Here is a 16,908-nt window from a genome sequence, read left to right as displayed (position 1 = left end):
TTTCGCAAAAGGCGGCACCAGGCGCCGTGGCATCAGCGTCAGCGAAGCCCCACCGCCCCGGAATTAGCCCGGCTGTCATCGGCGGAGGTTTCAGGAGATGACGTAAATCCCTGCATGGTCGGCGCCCGCAACCCTGTGGCATCAACCGCAGCCGAGGTAGCCAGGGGGTCAGTGTGGGGTTCCGGATACGCTCCGGAGCAACCGCGCGCGTTCCGGATAGAATTCGTTAAGCTTCCGCCAAGCAGTTTCGGGCTCGGTGCGAGGACGCCGTTCTCCGCGGCAGGCAGCGACAAAGTCGCGCTGGAATGGATCGGCCGGCTGCAGGCGTCCGCTCGCCAGCGCATCCAGGTACCAGCCCAGGTTGCGCACGTAGAACGCTTCCATCAACGTGAAGCGTTCGTCCGGGGGCAGCGCGTAGCCGCCGCGCTGCAGTTCGCGCACATGCTCCGCCGGCAGCGGCGACTTCACCGCCTCGATCGCCGCGATGACGCGCGCGACCGCCCCCGGGTCCTGCAGCACGCCCGTGTGCGTGGCGTTGCAGCCGAACTGGACCGTGGCCTCGCGCTGGGCCTCGGCGACGAGCTGGCTCCCAAGCGGCACGACGCCGTCGCCGGTCTCGCCGAGCTTCAGCGTTCGATCATCGGCGAACGTGTAGAGCAGGTGGTATTTGAGCGCGCTCGGCAGCGGCCGGCGGTGGAGATCCCGGATGAAGGCGCTGTCGGGGTTGAGATCGGCCCAGGACGGGATGACCAGCGGGGCGTGCGCGGCGCTCTTGGCGCTCGGGTGCCCGCCAAACGGGCTCCCAATCGTCACGAGGCACGCGACCGTGTTCTCGCCCGGCTTTCCGGTGCATCGGTTGAGCGCGTCGCGAACGACCAGGCCGCCCATGCTGTGCGCCACGATCACCAGCGGCATCGGGCCGAGCGGCACGACTTTCCCGGACAGAAAGATCCGATGAAACATCGCGCTGAGCTGCGTCAGATCGGTGCCCGACGCGTAGTGAAAGAACCATGGCTTGTAGTACGTGCGGTCGAGGCGGGAGACGATGTCCGCGAAATCGCGCGCCGAGCCGCCGATCCCATGCACGAAGACGACCGGCACCCGGAAGCTGTCCTCCTCGAGGGCGTAGAACATCATCGGCGCGCGTTCGAGAAACGCGGCCGGCCGGTACAACCCGAGTTGGGCCATGGCCGGTGAGAAGATCGGGTCGTCGAGCGAGCGGATGCTGCCTTTGGGATAGAAGAGCGATTCCGCCAGCGCGGCCTCCCGGCGCCGCGGCACCGCGATGCGAAACGGCTTGGGCGGGACATACCGGGGCGCGCTCGGCGGCAACTCCAGGTCAATGTCGCCGCAAACCCGGTCCGGCTGCTGGTCCTCGCTCAAATCGATTGGGCGCACCGCGATGGCCTCGGCCGGTTCGTAGAAGCCGTCGCGATTCGCATCCGCGAGCACGACAAGTTGGTAGGAGCCGTCCGGCAGGTTCAGCCCGTAGTAGGATTCGGCGCGGGAGACGTGGTTCACGTCGACCACCTCTCCGGCAACCGGCCCGGCGGCGATGGCGGCGACGGCGAGCGGCAAATCTGCCGGCACGTTCACGGTCTCCGGCCGGATGACCCCGAACACGTAGAACGTCTGTCGCGTGAGCATGTGTTTGTACACGCGCTGCTCGGGGTTGCGCTGCTGCCGCAAAGCATAGCGCCCCTCGCGGGCGACGGTGCCGAGGTACTGGCACCCGGAACCAACAACGCACGCCACGAGGGAGCCAGCGGCGAGCGCAGCCGGGCGCAGAAACAGCGCGCGGCCACGCGACTGCCGCCGAGGCAGGAGCAGGGCCCGGAGCCAGGTAAGAAAGGATCGTGCGGACACTTGGAGAAACGCGCGGCGACCCGCGCGCGCCACCGTGATGTCGGCGCTCCGGCGATTTGCAAAAGCGAATGTCGCGGCCCGCCGCAGGGCGAATCGGCCCCCACCCCAGGCGCAGTCGGCACCGGGACGCCGACTTTGAGGGCGTGCCCAACGCGATCTCGCGGAACAAGGATTTACCGTTGACCGCGCGCGAGCGCCCGCCTTCCTTGGCCGTTCGCCCAACGGACAGGGCCGCTTCGGCGGTCGTGGCCGAGCACCCGGAGAGGTGACAGAGTGGTCGAATGTGCGTGATTGGAAATCACGTGTAGTCGAAAGGCTACCGGGGGTTCGAATCCCCCCCTCTCCGCCATTTGCGCCTCCGCGCAATGTACCGCGCCGCGGGGTTTGGGAAACTGTGACAGAGGTTTGAGAATACGGCCCGTTTTACCCCTGTCGTGCAACGCGGCTGCCTGACCAGTGCAGGGCCCTTGCACAGGGCCCGCTAGAGCCGTTTAAATAATAGTGTAGCCGGTTTCCGCGATTTGTGCTGGGCTGCCGGGCGTGAAAACGCTCTCCGTGGATCTGCGCGAACGAATCGTGGCTGCCTACGACGTGGGGGACGTCACCCGAGCGGAAGTGGCGCAGCGCTTCCGCGTTTCGGAGGCTATGGTGAAGAAGCTGCTGCAACAGCGTCGGCGTTGTGGCGATATCCGGCCTCAGCACCATCGCTGCGGCCGGAAGCCGCGGATAACGCCCGAGCATCGGAAACGGCTGCGCGAGTTGGTTGCCGAGAAACCGGATCGTACCTTGGCGGAGTTGCGATCCTGCGTTGGTCTGAGCTGCACGTTGCCGGCCATTCATTACGCCCTGGCGGCAATGGATCTGACATATAAAAAAAGACGCTTCATGCAGCAGAGCAGGACCGGCCCGATATTGCCCGAGCGCGGCGTCAGTGGCGGCGCCAGCAGGGCGGCTTCGACCCGGCTCGGCTCGTCTTCATCGACGAGTCAGCGGCGAAAACAAACATGACGCGACTGCGGGGCCGTGCGCCGCGAGGGAAACGTCTGGTGGCATCGTGTCCGCATGGCCACTGGCGAAGCACCACGATCATCGGGGCGGTTCGCTTGGACGGATCCACTGCTTGCACGACGATCGACGGAGCGACGAACACGCAGACCTTCCGAGATTACGTGCGCACGGTGCTCGTGCCCACCCTGCGCTCCGGTGACATTGTGGTGCTGGACAACCTGGCGCCGCACAAAAGCGCCGAGACCTGCGCCTTGATCACTGCAACGGGCGCAACCGTCCGGTTCTTGCCGGCCTACTCGCCTGACCTCAATCCCATCGAGCTGATGTGGAGCAAGATCAAGGCGCTGCTACGACGGGCTGAAGCACGGACGCTTCCGGACCTGCTGAAGGCAATCGCGGCAGCAACGAAGGAGGTTACCGCCGCGGATACCATGAACTGGTTTGCCCATTGCGGCTACAGCTTTATTTAAACGGCTCTAGACGTCCAGCGCGTCGACCAGCGAGATCGACTGAAGGCCTCCCCCGGCGATCAGGGGCTCCACCTTGGCGGCCACGTAGAGCTGGGCGCGAACCGCGTCCTCGGTGTCAGCCACGGCCGCGAGCGCCGCGGTGGACAGATAGGCGTCATACTTGGCGCCGGAGAGGCGCAACTTGGCGATCAGGCAGATCGGCTGCTTGGGCGCCGGCTGGCTGGCGTAGTGAGCGGCCGAGGTGAAAAGGTTGAGGTGGCAGGAGACGTAGCGGTTATCGACGTCGCGAGCGTACTCAGAGATGTGGATGTAGTCGCCGGTGGCGCCGTTGGGCAGCGTGATGGATTTTTGGAGGGCCATGGTGTCAGTAGTTTTCCACGAACTCGCCCATGAGACGGATCGGGCCTGCGGGGACGACGCCGCCTAGCTCATTGCGAATTTTAACGACCGCATTGGTCGAGCTGTTGCCGGCGGCATCCCAGTCGTATCGGGCTGCGAGGCCCGGCGGAAAGCCCACGCTCAACCCGGACACGGTGTCCGGCTGCGTCGTGAATCCACGCCCGCTAAGCGAGATGTTCACGATCTCTTCCGCGGATCCGCCCACGAGCGTCGGGCACGCGTCGGTGTCGAGCGTGTAACGGGTCACCACCTTCTTGGCCGACGACGCGCCGGCCGAAGCAATTGCGATCCCGCTCGAGCGCATGTTGCCCGACGCCTGGAGTGCCACGTCACCCAGCGCCATCGTCGCGTAGCCGTTGGCGTTGCCGATGTAGAGCCAGTTGGACGCCACCCCAGAAGTGTTGCGCACCCGCGCTCGGACCCACCCTGGGGAGGCGAATCCGTTGTAGATGGAGAGCGAGACGGTTTGGCCTGGGCGAACCGCCCGCGTCATCAGCCCGGCAGCGGACACGTAATCAAACCATGTGTAGTCGATGGCCGAGTCGGTATTGGAGAACGTGGCTTTGACCTCGAGGAGGCAGATATCCTTGTCGCCTGGGATTGTGACCGTGACGCGGCTTCCGAACATCATGCCGGAAAGGTCGCCCTTGACCGCCGGAGCCGTCGAATCGGCGGCCAACGATGCCGTCGATGGCGCCGTCGGTACCGTCGTGCGGACAGGAGCGGTAAACGGCGACCCGGCCGCCGTCACCGCGGTCGTGGAGGCCACGTCAAAACGGCTGTAGGACTGCAGCTCGACCTCGATCTGCGAGGCAGGCGGCAGATCGTCGATCCGCACGTCCTTCGTGCCGCCGGCATTCTGGGGCTGGTCCTGGATGGTCCAGCCCGTCGCGCCAGTGCCGGAGATCCGCCAGCGCAGCTCCTGCAGGGTAGCCGCGACCTTGCCGCCGCCGGCGGCCGGCAGCGCCGGCACTCGAATCAACAAGTACGAATGCACGCCACCGACGTCGTCCAGGTACGTCCCGGAGCCTACGAGCGTGGGCGTGCCGGGATCGTTGGGCGGAGTGAGGTCGATGTCAGATCCCGCCACGGCAGCGACCGTGATCGTCACGACGTTGCTGTAGGCCGACGCCTGCTCTCCTGGCGTGATTGCCGCGATCTTGTACTGGTACGAGACCCCGAGCGTCACCCGATGATCGGTAAAGCGCGAGGCGCTCGTCTCGCCGATTTTGGCCCAGTCCGAGTAGCCGGGCCCAGTCGCGCGATAGACGCCATACTCGCCGCTGAAGCTGGTCTCGGACGAGAACGTCCAGTCCAGGTCGACCGCCTTGCCCGTGCCGTTGGCGGCCGTGAGCGAGTTGGGCACCGGGATAGACGGCCAGACGAGATCTCGCTGAGGAAGCGGATTGGTTTCGTCGACAGCCGCTGAGGTAAATGATCCCAGCCGAAAATACGCCGGCTGGCCGAACATCGACTCGAACAAATCGTGCCGCCACTCGACGAGGTTGGCGATGGGCACGATCCACGCGACGGCGCCGGCCGCCCACGCCTTTGCCGTGAGACCACAGCGGCCGCGATAGACGGTGTAGTCGTGCGTGTCGGCCGTGATCGCACTGCGTTGAATGATCGACGCAAACTCCATCGTCGGCTGGCCAGCCGCGTCGAGCGCCACCCGCCCGCTCCCATCGAGAGCGAGCAGCACGGCCACGAGACGGTTGTCCTGGGCGTCTGCCGCGTTACCGCCGGGCGTCTCGGCCGCTAAGTACGCATCGGGCCCAGATGCGCCGTCGAGTAGCTGCAAACGCAGCGTGCCCGTCCCTGCAGCGACTCCAGTCACGAGCTGGCACCGCGCTGAAAAGCCGAACTGCGAGCCGAGCTTGGTGTACGGCTGCAGCGCAGCGCTAGTGAAGTAGGCGTTGAAGCCCGAAACCTGCGGGCTCGGCCGCGTGGCGAGAAAGCCCACTGCCGGAGGCCAGCCGAAGTAATCGACCGGGAGCGGAATCGGCTGAAAGTGCGCAATCGACGGCGAGGTCTGCTTCGCGCCGGCAAACAGCTCTTCGGGCAATGGCGACACCCAGGCGGGCGTGTACGCCGATGCCGGCACGAGAGGATCGAGCGTCACCTCGAGGACGGTCTCGTCACCCTGGTTGCGCTTGATTTTGTCCACACGGGCGAGCTGGGCCGCTCCTGCCCCGCCCGGCTCGGGATCCGTGTCAACCTTGATCTTGTCGCCCGGCTGCACGGCCGCGACGATCGGGCCTCTGACGTAGAGCGTGGCGGTTCCCGGCGCCGAACCCTTCCGCCGCTGGAACTCGAGCCCATGCGCAAACGCCTGCTTCGCGCGGGTCACGTCGACGCGATCGAGCTTTGCCTGATCTGTGGTCTGCCGAATCCGCTCCGCGCGCTGATTCGAAACGACGACGGTATTTTCCTGAAATTCGTAGGCACGATCGGTGAAAGATACCGCGTACTCGGTCGGGATATCCTTCCAGTCGCCGTCGGTGAACTTCGGCGCCTTGGACCAGTGCCGCGCATCGAGCGTGAGCAGCGCGCCGGGATCCACTCCCCACTCGTAGATATAGCACCCGAGTTTCCCCTCGCGCGTCCGCCGGAGAAATCCGTTGACGGGCCCGAGCAATCTCCGGACGACGTCTCGGGTTGCCATCTGCTCCGAGATCAGCGGCGAAACGAAGCAGTAATCCCGATGCGCCTGGTCCTGCGCGCACCAGTGCGCAGACGCCAGCCAGCTCGGCGCGTCCAACTCCTGCTCGGTCATCGCCCCGCCACCCTCGTCCAGCATATACTCGGCGAGGAATGCGATCGGGTTGATCTGACGATCGTCGGCGATGTTGTCGGCCGCTGCCACGATCGACGTCGGCACGCGCGGAATATGCCCACCAATGACGAGCACGTTCGGCGCGCTGCCCGAGGTCTGCCCAAAGAAGATGTGACGGGCGACCATGTAGGCGCGGTCACGATACGCGCCATGCCCAGGCAACGCGGCCGATGGATTTGCCGTCGGCCGTCGCGGATAAAGATGCACGAATCCGCCCTCCATCAGCAGGCTCGGATCGAGAATGCCGCCGGTCAGGTCGACGTAGCCGTCGGAGTTGACCACGCCGTCCGCCATCAGATCGAGCGGTCCGTCGCCTGGGCACTGCCAGATGTAGTTGCCGTTGGAGATGACGGCGGTGAGCCAGTCCAGCGGCCCGCGGCAGATCGTGCCCGCGATCGTGAAATAGTGGTTGAGCGTTTTTTGGCTCGAACCTGATTTGCCTCCGCTGCTCATACGTCAGCCGCTCTTTTTGCCCTGCGAGTCCGCCTGCTTGGTGCGGTGATCGAGCGCGGGCGTGATCCATCGGATCGCGACGACGCGTTCGCCGCCCAGATAAGGGATCGGGATCTGCTGTTGATTCGTGGCGACGTTCTCGGATTGGAACGGCGTCAGCTTGATCTCGGTGGTTTCGCGACTGGTGGACATGGTCAGGCAAGCGCCTTGATGCGCCAAATGGCTTCGAGCCGATGCTCCCACTCGAACGGGATCGACGGCGGGATCTTCACGCCGTGCCCCATCACACTGTGGACGATCCGCTGGCCCCCGAGCCGGATCGCGGCGTGGTGAATCGCTGTGCAAATCCGAAAACCAAGCATGTCGCCGGGCCGCGCCAGTCGGCTCAACTCGCGGCCCTTGAGCCCCTCGCCGACGCGCACGAAGAGGCCGCTGCTCTCGACCCACTCGACGATCAGGCTGTTCGGATTTGCCGGGCTCCAATGCGATGGGCCATTCGGAATGGGCGTCCTCTCGAGAAGGCCGGACTCGAAATAGATCTCTGCCACGGCGTGATGACACGAGGCCCCCGCGCCCTTGACGGGAGCGCCTTCGCAGAACGGCGTGTCTCGCCATGACTCGGCAGCGGACTCGAGCGCGCGGATCTGGGCGGCGGTGATCATTTCTTCGCGGAGTTCGGCGACGTGTTCGGCACCTTGAAATTGGGGCTCACCGCCGGCATTTCATGGCTCCCACCAAATGAGTTCAGGTTGTTGAACTTTCCGCGCGGATTGTTCGTCGCGTCGTAAACGTAGCACGTGTCGTGCGAGCGATCGCAGCCAGGAGCCAAGACGATCACGTCGCCGACCGCACAGCCGAGTGAGCGACCGAGCGTCAGCGTGATCGAGCCGCCGGCGAGCCCCGTCGACGCGATCACCTCGGCGCGCACCGGCCGGCCGGAAGCGTCAACCCGCTGCGCCCAACCAAGCGCGAACCAGTCCTGGAACGCGAAGCCGGGATGCGTCGCACCGCCGTCCTTGCGGGCAAGCGCGTTGACGGTCACCTGCAGGCCGGCGACGGCCGTCACGGTCGCGTTGTGCTCCCACTCACTGAGCACGAGGCCACACTCGACGCCGTAGTGCTGCTTCCAGCACACAGGCTCCATAAGGGCACGCGGAGTGCGCCGGCTGAACATCGAGTTCGCGCCAGCAACCTTGACGGACAGCATCGGCCCCTCGCGTTGCGGCGTCGACAGGATGCCAGACCAGAAACTCTCAGGCGCTCCAACCGATCCGTCGGCCGCGACCGCTGCGCGCTTGATGCGAAGGCGTCCCGTAGCCGCGAGCTTTCCTGGCAGCCAGTTTTCCCAGGGGCATCCGTCCCACCACCGAATCTTGAGCGTGCAGGAGTCGTCCTCGAGATCGACGCTCTCGGTCGTATCCGAGAAGGAAAAGTCGTGGTACTCCCAGACCTGCCCGCCGGGCGTCGTCACACCGCTCTCGAAGTTGGTCACGTACCAGGTCTGCAGCGCTCCGGCGTAATCCAGCTCGATCTCGGCGAGCCACGCCCAGGGAGCCAACCGGCCGAGAGTCACCCCGCGGACCTCGCCGTCGGTCGCGGCGTACTCGGAGGCTACCTCACGAAATGCGAGCGTGGTGCCGCCGATCCAGCCATCGCCCGACTGCGCCAGTTTGATCGTGGGCTCGCTGTCGGTGTGCCGCGCGAGGATCGCCGGAGCGACGATCGTCCATGCCCTGGGATGCGCGATCGAGATCGGAGCCGCGAGTTGCGGCACGCCGGCGACGATCGACTGCACGCGAACCAGCTCGGGCGCGCGGCCGGTGGTGCAAAGCGCGAGCGTGTCGCCCACCTTGATGGCCATCGGCTGGGCCGTCGGAATTGCTGTCGCGCCGACGGCGAGATCCGCGGTGAGTTCGCCGACCGCCTGCGTGGACGCGATCCAGAAGGAGCCGGCGCCACCCGCGCGGCGATGATACCAGCCGAGGAACGCGACGATCTCCTCGACGGATCTGAACTTGAACGACGGCTGCAGCGGAGTCTCAGGTTTCTGCGGGTAGAAGACGCGCGACGGAATACGGCCCGGCCCGAGCGCGCGACGCTCGCTCTCGACCTGGGCAAAGCCGAGCTTCGGATCAGCGCCGCCGTCCGGGGAAAATGGGAACACCGGGGCGAGATAGCCGTCGGGCGTGGCGAGAGTGACGTCCGTCACGATCGGAGGCGTGAGAGCGGCTTCGGCGGGGCCCTGCTCGACCAGGGTAAACTCGCCGCGGACCCAGTTGCTCGAGCGGCCGACGAGGCGCGGCGGCTGCTTGAAAACGCCCATGATCGCCGGCGCGAAGAAGTCGTAGCCGGTGAGGCTCGCCGGGTTGAGCGCGTAGCTGGACCAGTCACGCGTCCACGCGACGGTCAGGCCCGTCGTCATGAGCGGAGCCCGCGCGACCGGTCGCGCCGCCGGCCAAAACGGCACGACGAACGGCTCGTCTTGGGCGTCGATGCTCGCGGCCCGAGCCGCGAAGAACTCGGACGCGCCGAGATCCGACGTCCAGCTCAGCTCGTGGCGCAGCAGCCACGCCTGGGGCCGCCGGGATCCGCGGCCGGTTTGGCCGCGTACCGTCTCGAGGTCGATGGACGGCTTGAGGCTGACGGTCTCGTCGTTGTTGGGCCCGTACGGGAACGCCCAGGCGGACGCTCCGTAGATGGTGACAGGATACATGGTCAGGAGCGCGCCAGCTTTTCGTAGACTTCCATGGCGACGCCGCTGACGTCGGCGCGAATCGCGTCGAAGTACGCGGCCTTGTCCATGTACAGATGGATGTTCGACGCGCTGCCGCTTCCGCCGCCGAGTGCGGCGATGCCGCCGGCGCCGGACATTGCAGTCGCGGTGGCCGCGGATGGGCGCACCGCGGACGGTCCGCCGAGACGCAGCGCCTCGACCGCGCCGGCGCCGCCCCACGCAGCGGTATCGGCAGCCGAAAACACGACCTCTTTGCGATGGACAAGTCCGGCGACCTCGGACGTCGAACCGTCGCCAGTGTAGCCGCCCGACGAGAACCCGCCAAAGGCAGCGAGGACGGCAATCAACGCGGCGAGACCGATCGCAGCAGCGAGGCCCCACGACGAGATGGAGGAGCCCGCAGCGTTGCTCATAATCGCCGGCTTCTTCGCGGTCTCGGACGCAATGACGTCGGCGGTCTCCGCTTTGCGCGTCGCCGCGCCAGTGACAGCGATGCTGAGAATCGCGGTGCGGCCCAGCGCAGCCGTGATGAGCCACTGCACGCCCATCTGGATGATGGTCTGCAGCAGCGTCTGCAGGACCGTTGCACCGAGGTTGCGGAGTACCTCACCGAACGACTGCGTGCCAGTGATCCAGCCGTAGATCCCCTCAGTAATCGAAGACACCGTTGCGCCGATCGACGACTGCATTGCGGCTGCAACTTGGTCACCGGTTGAGCCAAGCTGCATGGCGTAGTCCATCGCGCCGCCCTGCGCACCCTCGCCAAAACCCTGCAGCGAGTTCTGCGGCAGGTTCATCTCTGCTAACTGATTCTTTCGATCGCTGAACGCCGTCGGCTTCGTGGCGTAGTATTCGCGAATGTCGACTGTTTGATCCGACTGCAGCCGGTCGATCTTGGAAGCTCGCTGCTGCTTTGTGTCTTTGGAATCCGGATTCGTCCTGATCAGATCGATCAGCGTGGTTCTTGCCTTGATCTGTTCCTTCAGAACATCGAGCAGCTCCTTTTCCTTCGTGGGGGTGTCGAGGTATTGGTTGCTCTCGATGACCCCACGACGATTCGACAACTCTTCGAGCCTCAGCTGGGCATCAGCAATCGCGTTCTGGCGCGCCATTTCTTCCGCCGCCGCCTTGGCATTTGTGGCGCGTCTCTTTGCATCGGCAGCAGCCTTGATGCGATCAATCTCGGCCTGCCGGCGGGCCTCCTCTTTTGCGACTTCATCGTAGGATGAGATATCACGTCCCGCGGCGAGGTTTGTGATGTTTCCAAGGGTGGATCCAAACGCCCGGCCAGCGCCGAAAAACATGCTCACGCCGCCAAGTAGCGTGTTCGAGACATCCTGGATGAGCGCCGGATCAGCACTCAGCGCAGAGCTGATCGCGTTGCCTGTGGAGATCGCCAACGCCTGCTTGAACTTCTCGATCTGTTTCTGGGCACGATCGAGCGTGTCGATCGTGTCCTGCTCCATCACGAGTCCGGCCTTCTTCGCGGTCGCGGCCACCCGCTCATAGCCATCAGTGGCGAGGGAGCGCAGCGCCCCGAGCGTGGTCGGAAGATTTCGCGATCCGAGAACAACAGAGGCGGCGCTAAACGCCTTCGTGCTGTCTCCCGCGTCCTCGACTGCGCGGCTCACTTCCGCGAGGCGATCCTGCGCGGTCATCCCCTCAAGCTTCGCCACGTCGAGCCCGAGCTGCCGATACGCCGACGCCGCACTGCTGCCCATCTCGCGCGCTTCCGCGAGCGATCGGTTGTTTGTCGACAGGATCTGAGTGAGCAGCGAGACGTCCCCACCAGCATCGCGGATCTGGAGGCCGAGCACCTGATACGCCTCCGCAGAGATCTGCAGGTTCTCGCTCTGGTCCTTGATTGCGCCCGCCATTTGGAACGCTGCTCCGACGCTCTCCGCGAAGGATCGCGTGAGCAGATCGACGCCACGGCGCGCGACTTCGATGCCGAGGCCGGTCTTCATGGCCGCGCCGAGGCCGGTCGCCTCCTTCGCGGTATCGCGCATGCCCTGCTGCGCTTTGGACAGTTCGTCCAGGCGGGCGCGGATATCGATCAGGATTTCGAGTTGGCCGTCGGCGGGCATCGATCAGTTGGGCTTGGCGGGACCTTGGGCTTTTCGCCTGCGGGTCTGGTTCTTGCTGGCTGTATAGCGGCGGGTGCTGCGCTCATCGGGAGAGGTGCCGTTGGCAAGGGCGACCCACTGCTTCTCGAGGCCCTCGTACTCGCGCTGCGGGCCAGTGGCGTCGGTGAGCGAGGCGGGCACGGCGTGGCGGATGGCCTGCAGGAATCGGAGCGCGCGGCGGGCCTCGATCCGCTCCTCGGCGTCGCTCAGCGCGGCGAGCTGGTGGAGCGTGTAGTGGTCTAGGACGAAGTCGTAGGTGCGGCCGGAGATCCGGACTGCGGCAGTGACGAGATCAGCAAGCGCACCATACGCTGGATCACCGGACTCAGCGCCTCGTCCGCCTTGAGCAGCAGCGGAGCCTGAAACGTCTTCGCCGCGATCGCTCGCTCCCCCCACGTCGCGGCGCGCTGGAAATTTTGGCGGCTGGCCGCGTGGACGAGCAGGTCGTGAGAGCTGTCGTCGAGGTTGTCGACGAACGCCGCGTCGACGGGGACCCAGCCGATCAGCTTGCCGTCGGCGTCGGTCTCGCTGCGCTGCAGGACCAGCTCGAGCAGCCCGGCCTCGTCGGTGCACAGCTCGAGCACGCGCCCCAGGTGGCGGGCCGGCATGGCGCGAACGCGCACGGCGTGAGGATTGCCGGCGATATCGCGGATGTGCGGGTGGTCGGCATCCTGGCCGGCGAAAATTTCGCCGGCGAAGATGATGGAGGTCTTGGAGGGAGGTCTGTCGGTGGCCATGGTGTGCAGTGCGGCGACGCCGCGGTGGAGGGTTGGAGGTTGATCAGGGCGTGGGAGCGGCGGCTGCGATCGCAGCCAGGACGGCGGCCTTAACCGCGGATTCCGCAGCCGGCAGGGTGAGGCGCACGCCGAAGACGGCGGAGTTGCCGAGGGCGACGCCGCTCGCGTTGATCAAGCGGAACCGCGCCTCGCCGGTCTCGTAGTCGATCGAGAGCAGGTCGATCGACACGGCGGTGCCGCCGCCGCCGACGTAGTGCGTGCAGTCGACCGGAGCATCGAGCGCGATGTTGGTGCCGGCGTAGGCGCTGACGCCGAGCATCAGAGCCGCGATGAGGAGGAGGGATCGGATGAGGAGTTTCATGGCAGAAATCAGTCGACGCGATCGAGGAGCACGACGTGCTCGAGCGAGGCGTTGGTGGAGCTGTTGCACCAAAGGTTGGCGGTGCCAGGCGTGCGCGTGGCGACCGTGATGTCGTTGACGCCGGCGACGAGCGTCACGCCGTTGGCGTACGCCGTACCCGCGGAGATGTTACCCAGCGAGACGGTGGGCGTGCCGGTCGTGTAGATCGTCCAGGACCGGATCCGCCAGCGGCCGGTCGTGTCGATGCAAGGCGCGCCGAACAACTGCTGGTTGCCAGCGGCAGAGGTAGTCCAGCGGATCGTCTGCGTACGGTTGGATGACGGTGCGGTGATTCCCGTCGTGGAAAACAGCCAGTCGGTCGAGTCGTTGCTGGTGCCGCGGGATGGGTTGATCGCGGTTAGGCCGGCGGCGATGGCGGGATCGAGAATCGCGGTGTATCCGAGCTGCGTGATTGACACATTGTCTAAGTCGAACGACACCGCGCCGCCCGCCAACCGCACTAACACCAAGGTCGCGCCAGCATAGCTTGCCGGCAGCGTCAAATCATTCGCGTACGTGCCATTCGCGAGGTTAATTGATTGTAATACGGAATTCGATACCGAAGACCGTAGCTCAAGTGTGCCCGTCGCAGAGGTGCAATTCGCGATCGTGAACGCTACCCGCACTCGCCGCCCGATGTACGACAATAGGTTGACAGGCGCATTAACGTACTGCCCCGCGGTTGAATACGTACATGTGAGCGCGCTTCCTGACCACGCAACAGTGCCGCTGCCATTTGTCCACGTGCCGTCACCTGACGAAAAATCCTGACGATATATCGCCGTCCTACTCGCCCCCATCAGCTCCGCCGCCGGCGAGCCACGCTCGTATTCCGCCCGAAGGTTTGCCTCGGTAGGTGCGAAATTATAGAGGGCGAGCTGAGCGATATGCCCGGCAGTGGAGACTACGCTATCAGATACAAACCCCGTCATGTACGTCCCAACAATCTCATCTGTCCACGCCGGCGGATTGCTTCCGCTGGTGCTTTCGGAGAAGAGCGCCGTCACGTCATAGTAGCGGGTACCATCTCCTCCGATACCCGCGAACACTTTGATACCGGTTGCGCTGCGCCGAACATCAATGCGGCACGGAATGCCGCGAGCACCCAATGACTGAAACGCCGCGTGGAGTTGCGAAGAAGCGAGCGTCCGAATGTCGGAGGACAGGGGCCCATAAAGGAGAATCCGCATCTCTGATCCGACGTACGCCAGCTGAAACGACCGGCCTTGACCTACCGAAGTGATATTTTGAGTCAGCGCGACAAGCCGGCGCGTCGGTCCGCTCACCTCCTGCGGATAGATCCCTTCCCAACTCAGCAAAACATCGCCTGTGCCTGGATTCTGACCATTGAGCGCGGCGTATGCACGAGCGGCCGGCGATCCATCACTCACCACTGCGGGGCCGAGTACACGGGTCAGCCAATTGGTCCGGATTACTGGAGCCAGGCCAGTCACCGCAATAACGGCGTGGACATTGGTGCCAGATCGGTCTCGAGCGATTGGATTGTAATTGGGGTCCGCGCGCTCGAAGTCGGGCCACGTCAAAAATGCGAAGCCATCAACCGTTCCGACGTGTTGACCTTTTTCGGCATCCCACGTCCAGGTGACAAATGGCGCGATCGATCCAGCACGCTGGATCGCCGCGCACCGTGATGCGCTAAGCGCTCCAAGCACAATCCAGCTCTCGCCGAGTGTGCCGCCGACACCACCTCCCCACTCGAGCCTGTTGCTTGTCGCCAAACTGCCGGTGCGAGCAGCAGTGCTAACCGCGCTCCCGATCGGCGCTCCATCCTGATATCCCTGAGCGTTGCCGCCGCGCACGCATGTCACCGCGACGAAGTGCGTATTACCGTCCGTGAGGGTGACCGACGGAAACGTATATGACGACCCGACCCCGTCCCCCAACCAAAACACCAGTCCAGTCGATGAGGCATACGCATATACACCCGCCGTCGTGCTGCTCTTGTTTACGAGCGATATTGTGCCTCCTGAGCGATACCACACGCCGAGAGTAAAGTCGCTGGTTGCCAGTCTTGATAGCGCGGGCCCGTCAGGCGTGATGCCCACCGGATTTGCCGTCGCGTTAGAAATGCCACCGCGAGGGGCTCGCGTGCGAGCATCAGCAGTGCTCCGCACAAACGCGGTCGTCGCGAGCTGCGTGGTCGCGGTGTCGAGCGCGGCCGTGGGCGCGGTCGGCGTGCCGGTGAGCGCGGCCGAGTCGAGCGGAGCGCTGCCGGTCGCGGCGCGCCAGGCGGCCGCATCGACCGAAGCGAGCACGCCGCGCGCAAACGCGGTCAGCGAGTAGCTCGAGATCGTCGCGTTGCCGGTGTAGTACGGCGCGGTGTTGGCCGACCAGGTGAGCGCAGCCGCGGCGTCAATCTTGGCCCCGTTGAGGATGCCGTAACCGGCGGCCGTGGTGGGCGTGCTCTTGATGTCAGTCCACGGGATCTCGACCTGCGCGGACGCGAGCGCCGCGCTGAACAGGAGCGTGAGAGCGATGATGCGACGAAGGATTTGCATGGTGATTGCTGAGGCGTTGCAGCGGGGGTTCAGGAGACGACTTGGACGACGAGGTTCGCGGTCAGGTAGCCGCCCGCGGCACCGCTGCCGATCTGCGTGACCTTCGCGCGCACGAGCGCGCCAGCGAGCACGGGGAGCGGCGTCGCAAACGTGACGTCGGCGTAGGTCTTGCCTGCGGGCAGTGTGGCCGTGCGGCCGAGCGATACGCCGTCCGGATCGACCAGCTCGACGGTCACGTCAGCGCCCGTGGGCGCGGTCTGCGCCGCGAGCTGCACGCCGCGAATCGCGACGGGGGCCGGGGCCTTGTAGAAGCCAAAGAGCTGGTTGAGCTTGAGCTGGCCGACGAAGTTGAGCGCAGCGGTGTGCATGTTGGAGTCGGTTGGGAGTGGGATGATCGGAGCGAACGCGACAAGCTGCGGCGTGGCCTCGGTGCCCGTCATGCCGCCGATTGCCACCGGCGTCGGTGCGACGTTGCTCCAGGCGGTCGACGCGATCGGCAGCGCGGCCGGCGCGGTGGCATCGGGCGTCACGCCCTGGACGGCTACCGCGGCGGGCGGAGCGTCCGTGCGGACTTGCTGATCGACGGTGAGCGCCGTGGGCGCGATGGCGGTGGGCGCCTGATCGAGCGCGACGGGCGCCGGCGCAGCGGCGGTGCCAGCCATGGACGCGAGTCCCACCCCGACCGGAGCGGAGTTGACCGGAGTCTGCGCCGCCAGGGCGATGGCGCCGGGCGGCGTGTTGTCGGGCGTGTAGCTGAGCGTCGGCATGGCTGACCTCCTGTTCGCGGGTTACGAGTGGGCGCGGCGCGTCAGCTCAGCGTGCCGGTGTTGAGGGTGCTGAAGAGCACCTTCATTTCGACGTCCACGTCGACGAGCTTGTCGTCGAACTTGACGTCGCCGGGGATCTGCATGGCGACGAACACGTCGAGCGTGTTGATCAGCACGTTGGCCTGGTTGTACTGCTGGACCTGCAGCCAGCCGCGCACGACGGGATCACCCTCGAGCGGATTGTACTGCCCGCCGGCGGTCGGCGAGTCCGGCAGCGTGTTCGTGCCGAGGAGCATCTGGTACACCAGATTGCTCAGCTCCATGATCTTCGCGGTGATCGTGAGGCCCTTCTCCACCGTGATCAGATCCCACAGCACACGCGCACCAGGAGCGGCGGCTTTGACCTCCTCGACCTTGTTGTTCGGCTTGAAACCGTAGTCGGAGATGCCAAGGTCGAACCATTTGGGATCGGCGGCGCCGGGCTTGGCTTGACGGCCGCACGTGCCGGCGGCCGGGATGGTGAAGGCGGTCCCGTCCGGGAAAAAGAACCCGTGGGCGCCGATGACAGTGCGAGCTTTGATCATGGTCGTGTT

At 65.5% G+C, this 16,908-nt stretch carries 15 protein-coding genes and 1 tRNA gene; 3 read left to right on the top strand and 13 right to left on the bottom strand.

The genetic code is table 11. From position 1 onward, the window contains the following. Positions 1-168 precede the first annotated feature (168 nt). Positions 169-1,866: a DUF413 domain-containing protein gene (gene maoP, locus DB354_RS10250; protein WP_146180182.1), complete on the bottom strand. Its 1,698-nt coding sequence runs from the start codon at positions 1,864-1,866 to the stop codon at positions 169-171. A gap of 259 nt (positions 1,867-2,125) precedes the next feature. Here maoP and DB354_RS10245 point away from each other — a divergent pair. The 3 genes from DB354_RS10245 to DB354_RS10235 all read left to right on the top strand — a co-directional run bounded on the left by DB354_RS10245 (position 2,126) and on the right by DB354_RS10235 (position 3,344). After that, positions 2,126-2,215 (top strand) — tRNA-Ser (locus DB354_RS10245). Between the two features lie 191 nt (positions 2,216-2,406). Next, the gene (locus DB354_RS10240) at positions 2,407-2,874 is read left to right on the top strand and encodes an IS630 transposase-related protein (RefSeq protein ID WP_158277474.1); all 468 of its coding nucleotides are present in this window, start codon (positions 2,407-2,409) and stop codon (positions 2,872-2,874) included. Then, positions 2,778-3,344, top strand: a complete 567-nt coding sequence (locus tag DB354_RS10235; RefSeq protein ID WP_107835522.1) for an IS630 family transposase — start codon at positions 2,778-2,780, stop codon at positions 3,342-3,344. Before DB354_RS10240 ends, DB354_RS10235 begins: the two co-directional genes overlap by 97 nt. Before the next feature lie 6 nt (positions 3,345-3,350). Here DB354_RS10235 and DB354_RS10230 read toward each other — a convergent pair whose 3' ends face one another. From DB354_RS10230 to DB354_RS10170, 12 genes are all read right to left on the bottom strand, one after another. Then, positions 3,351-3,704, bottom strand: coding sequence for a hypothetical protein (locus tag DB354_RS10230; RefSeq protein ID WP_107835521.1), 354 nt, complete (start codon positions 3,702-3,704; stop codon positions 3,351-3,353). Between the two features lie 4 nt (positions 3,705-3,708). Further along, entirely contained in the window at positions 3,709-7,032 is a 3,324-nt protein-coding gene (locus DB354_RS10225) for a phage tail protein (protein WP_107835520.1), read from the bottom strand. A 3-nt stretch (positions 7,033-7,035) separates the two neighbouring features. Beyond that, positions 7,036-7,224, bottom strand: a complete 189-nt coding sequence (locus DB354_RS10220; RefSeq protein WP_107835519.1) for a hypothetical protein — start codon at positions 7,222-7,224, stop codon at positions 7,036-7,038. Positions 7,225-7,226: 2 nt separating this feature from the next. After that, the gene (locus DB354_RS10215) at positions 7,227-7,694 is read right to left on the bottom strand and encodes a hypothetical protein (protein ID WP_107835518.1); all 468 of its coding nucleotides are present in this window, start codon (positions 7,692-7,694) and stop codon (positions 7,227-7,229) included. Beyond that, positions 7,691-9,745 (bottom strand): phage BR0599 family protein, encoded by a 2,055-nt coding sequence (locus DB354_RS10210; RefSeq protein ID WP_107835517.1) that lies wholly within the window; start codon positions 9,743-9,745, stop codon positions 7,691-7,693. Before DB354_RS10210 ends, DB354_RS10215 begins: the two co-directional genes overlap by 4 nt. A gap of 2 nt (positions 9,746-9,747) precedes the next feature. Continuing rightward, on the bottom strand, positions 9,748-11,853 hold the full coding sequence (locus DB354_RS10205) for a hypothetical protein (RefSeq protein ID WP_107835516.1): 2,106 nt from the start codon (positions 11,851-11,853) through the stop codon (positions 9,748-9,750). 3 nt (positions 11,854-11,856) lie between these two features. Then, the gene (locus DB354_RS22310; RefSeq protein ID WP_158277473.1) at positions 11,857-12,033 is read right to left on the bottom strand and encodes a hypothetical protein; all 177 of its coding nucleotides are present in this window, start codon (positions 12,031-12,033) and stop codon (positions 11,857-11,859) included. 98 nt (positions 12,034-12,131) lie between these two features. After that, positions 12,132-12,629 (bottom strand): hypothetical protein, encoded by a 498-nt coding sequence (locus DB354_RS10195; RefSeq protein WP_107835514.1) that lies wholly within the window; start codon positions 12,627-12,629, stop codon positions 12,132-12,134. Positions 12,630-12,672: 43 nt separating this feature from the next. Next, entirely contained in the window at positions 12,673-12,990 is a 318-nt protein-coding gene (locus DB354_RS10190) for a hypothetical protein (protein WP_107835513.1), read from the bottom strand. An 8-nt stretch (positions 12,991-12,998) separates the two neighbouring features. After that, entirely contained in the window at positions 12,999-15,548 is a 2,550-nt protein-coding gene (locus DB354_RS21965; RefSeq protein ID WP_146180181.1) for a LamG domain-containing protein, read from the bottom strand. A 29-nt stretch (positions 15,549-15,577) separates the two neighbouring features. Further along, a complete protein-coding gene (locus tag DB354_RS10175; protein ID WP_107835510.1) occupies positions 15,578-16,315 on the bottom strand; it encodes a hypothetical protein in 738 nt (245 codons plus the stop codon). 41 nt (positions 16,316-16,356) lie between these two features. Beyond that, on the bottom strand, positions 16,357-16,899 hold the full coding sequence (locus DB354_RS10170; protein ID WP_107835509.1) for a hypothetical protein: 543 nt from the start codon (positions 16,897-16,899) through the stop codon (positions 16,357-16,359). Between the last annotated feature and the right edge of the window lie 9 nt (positions 16,900-16,908).

The organism is Opitutus sp. ER46 (genome assembly GCF_003054705.1).
GTDB lineage: Bacteria > Verrucomicrobiota > Verrucomicrobiia > Opitutales > Opitutaceae > ER46.
This window is presented reverse-complemented; position numbering and strand designations above follow the sequence as displayed.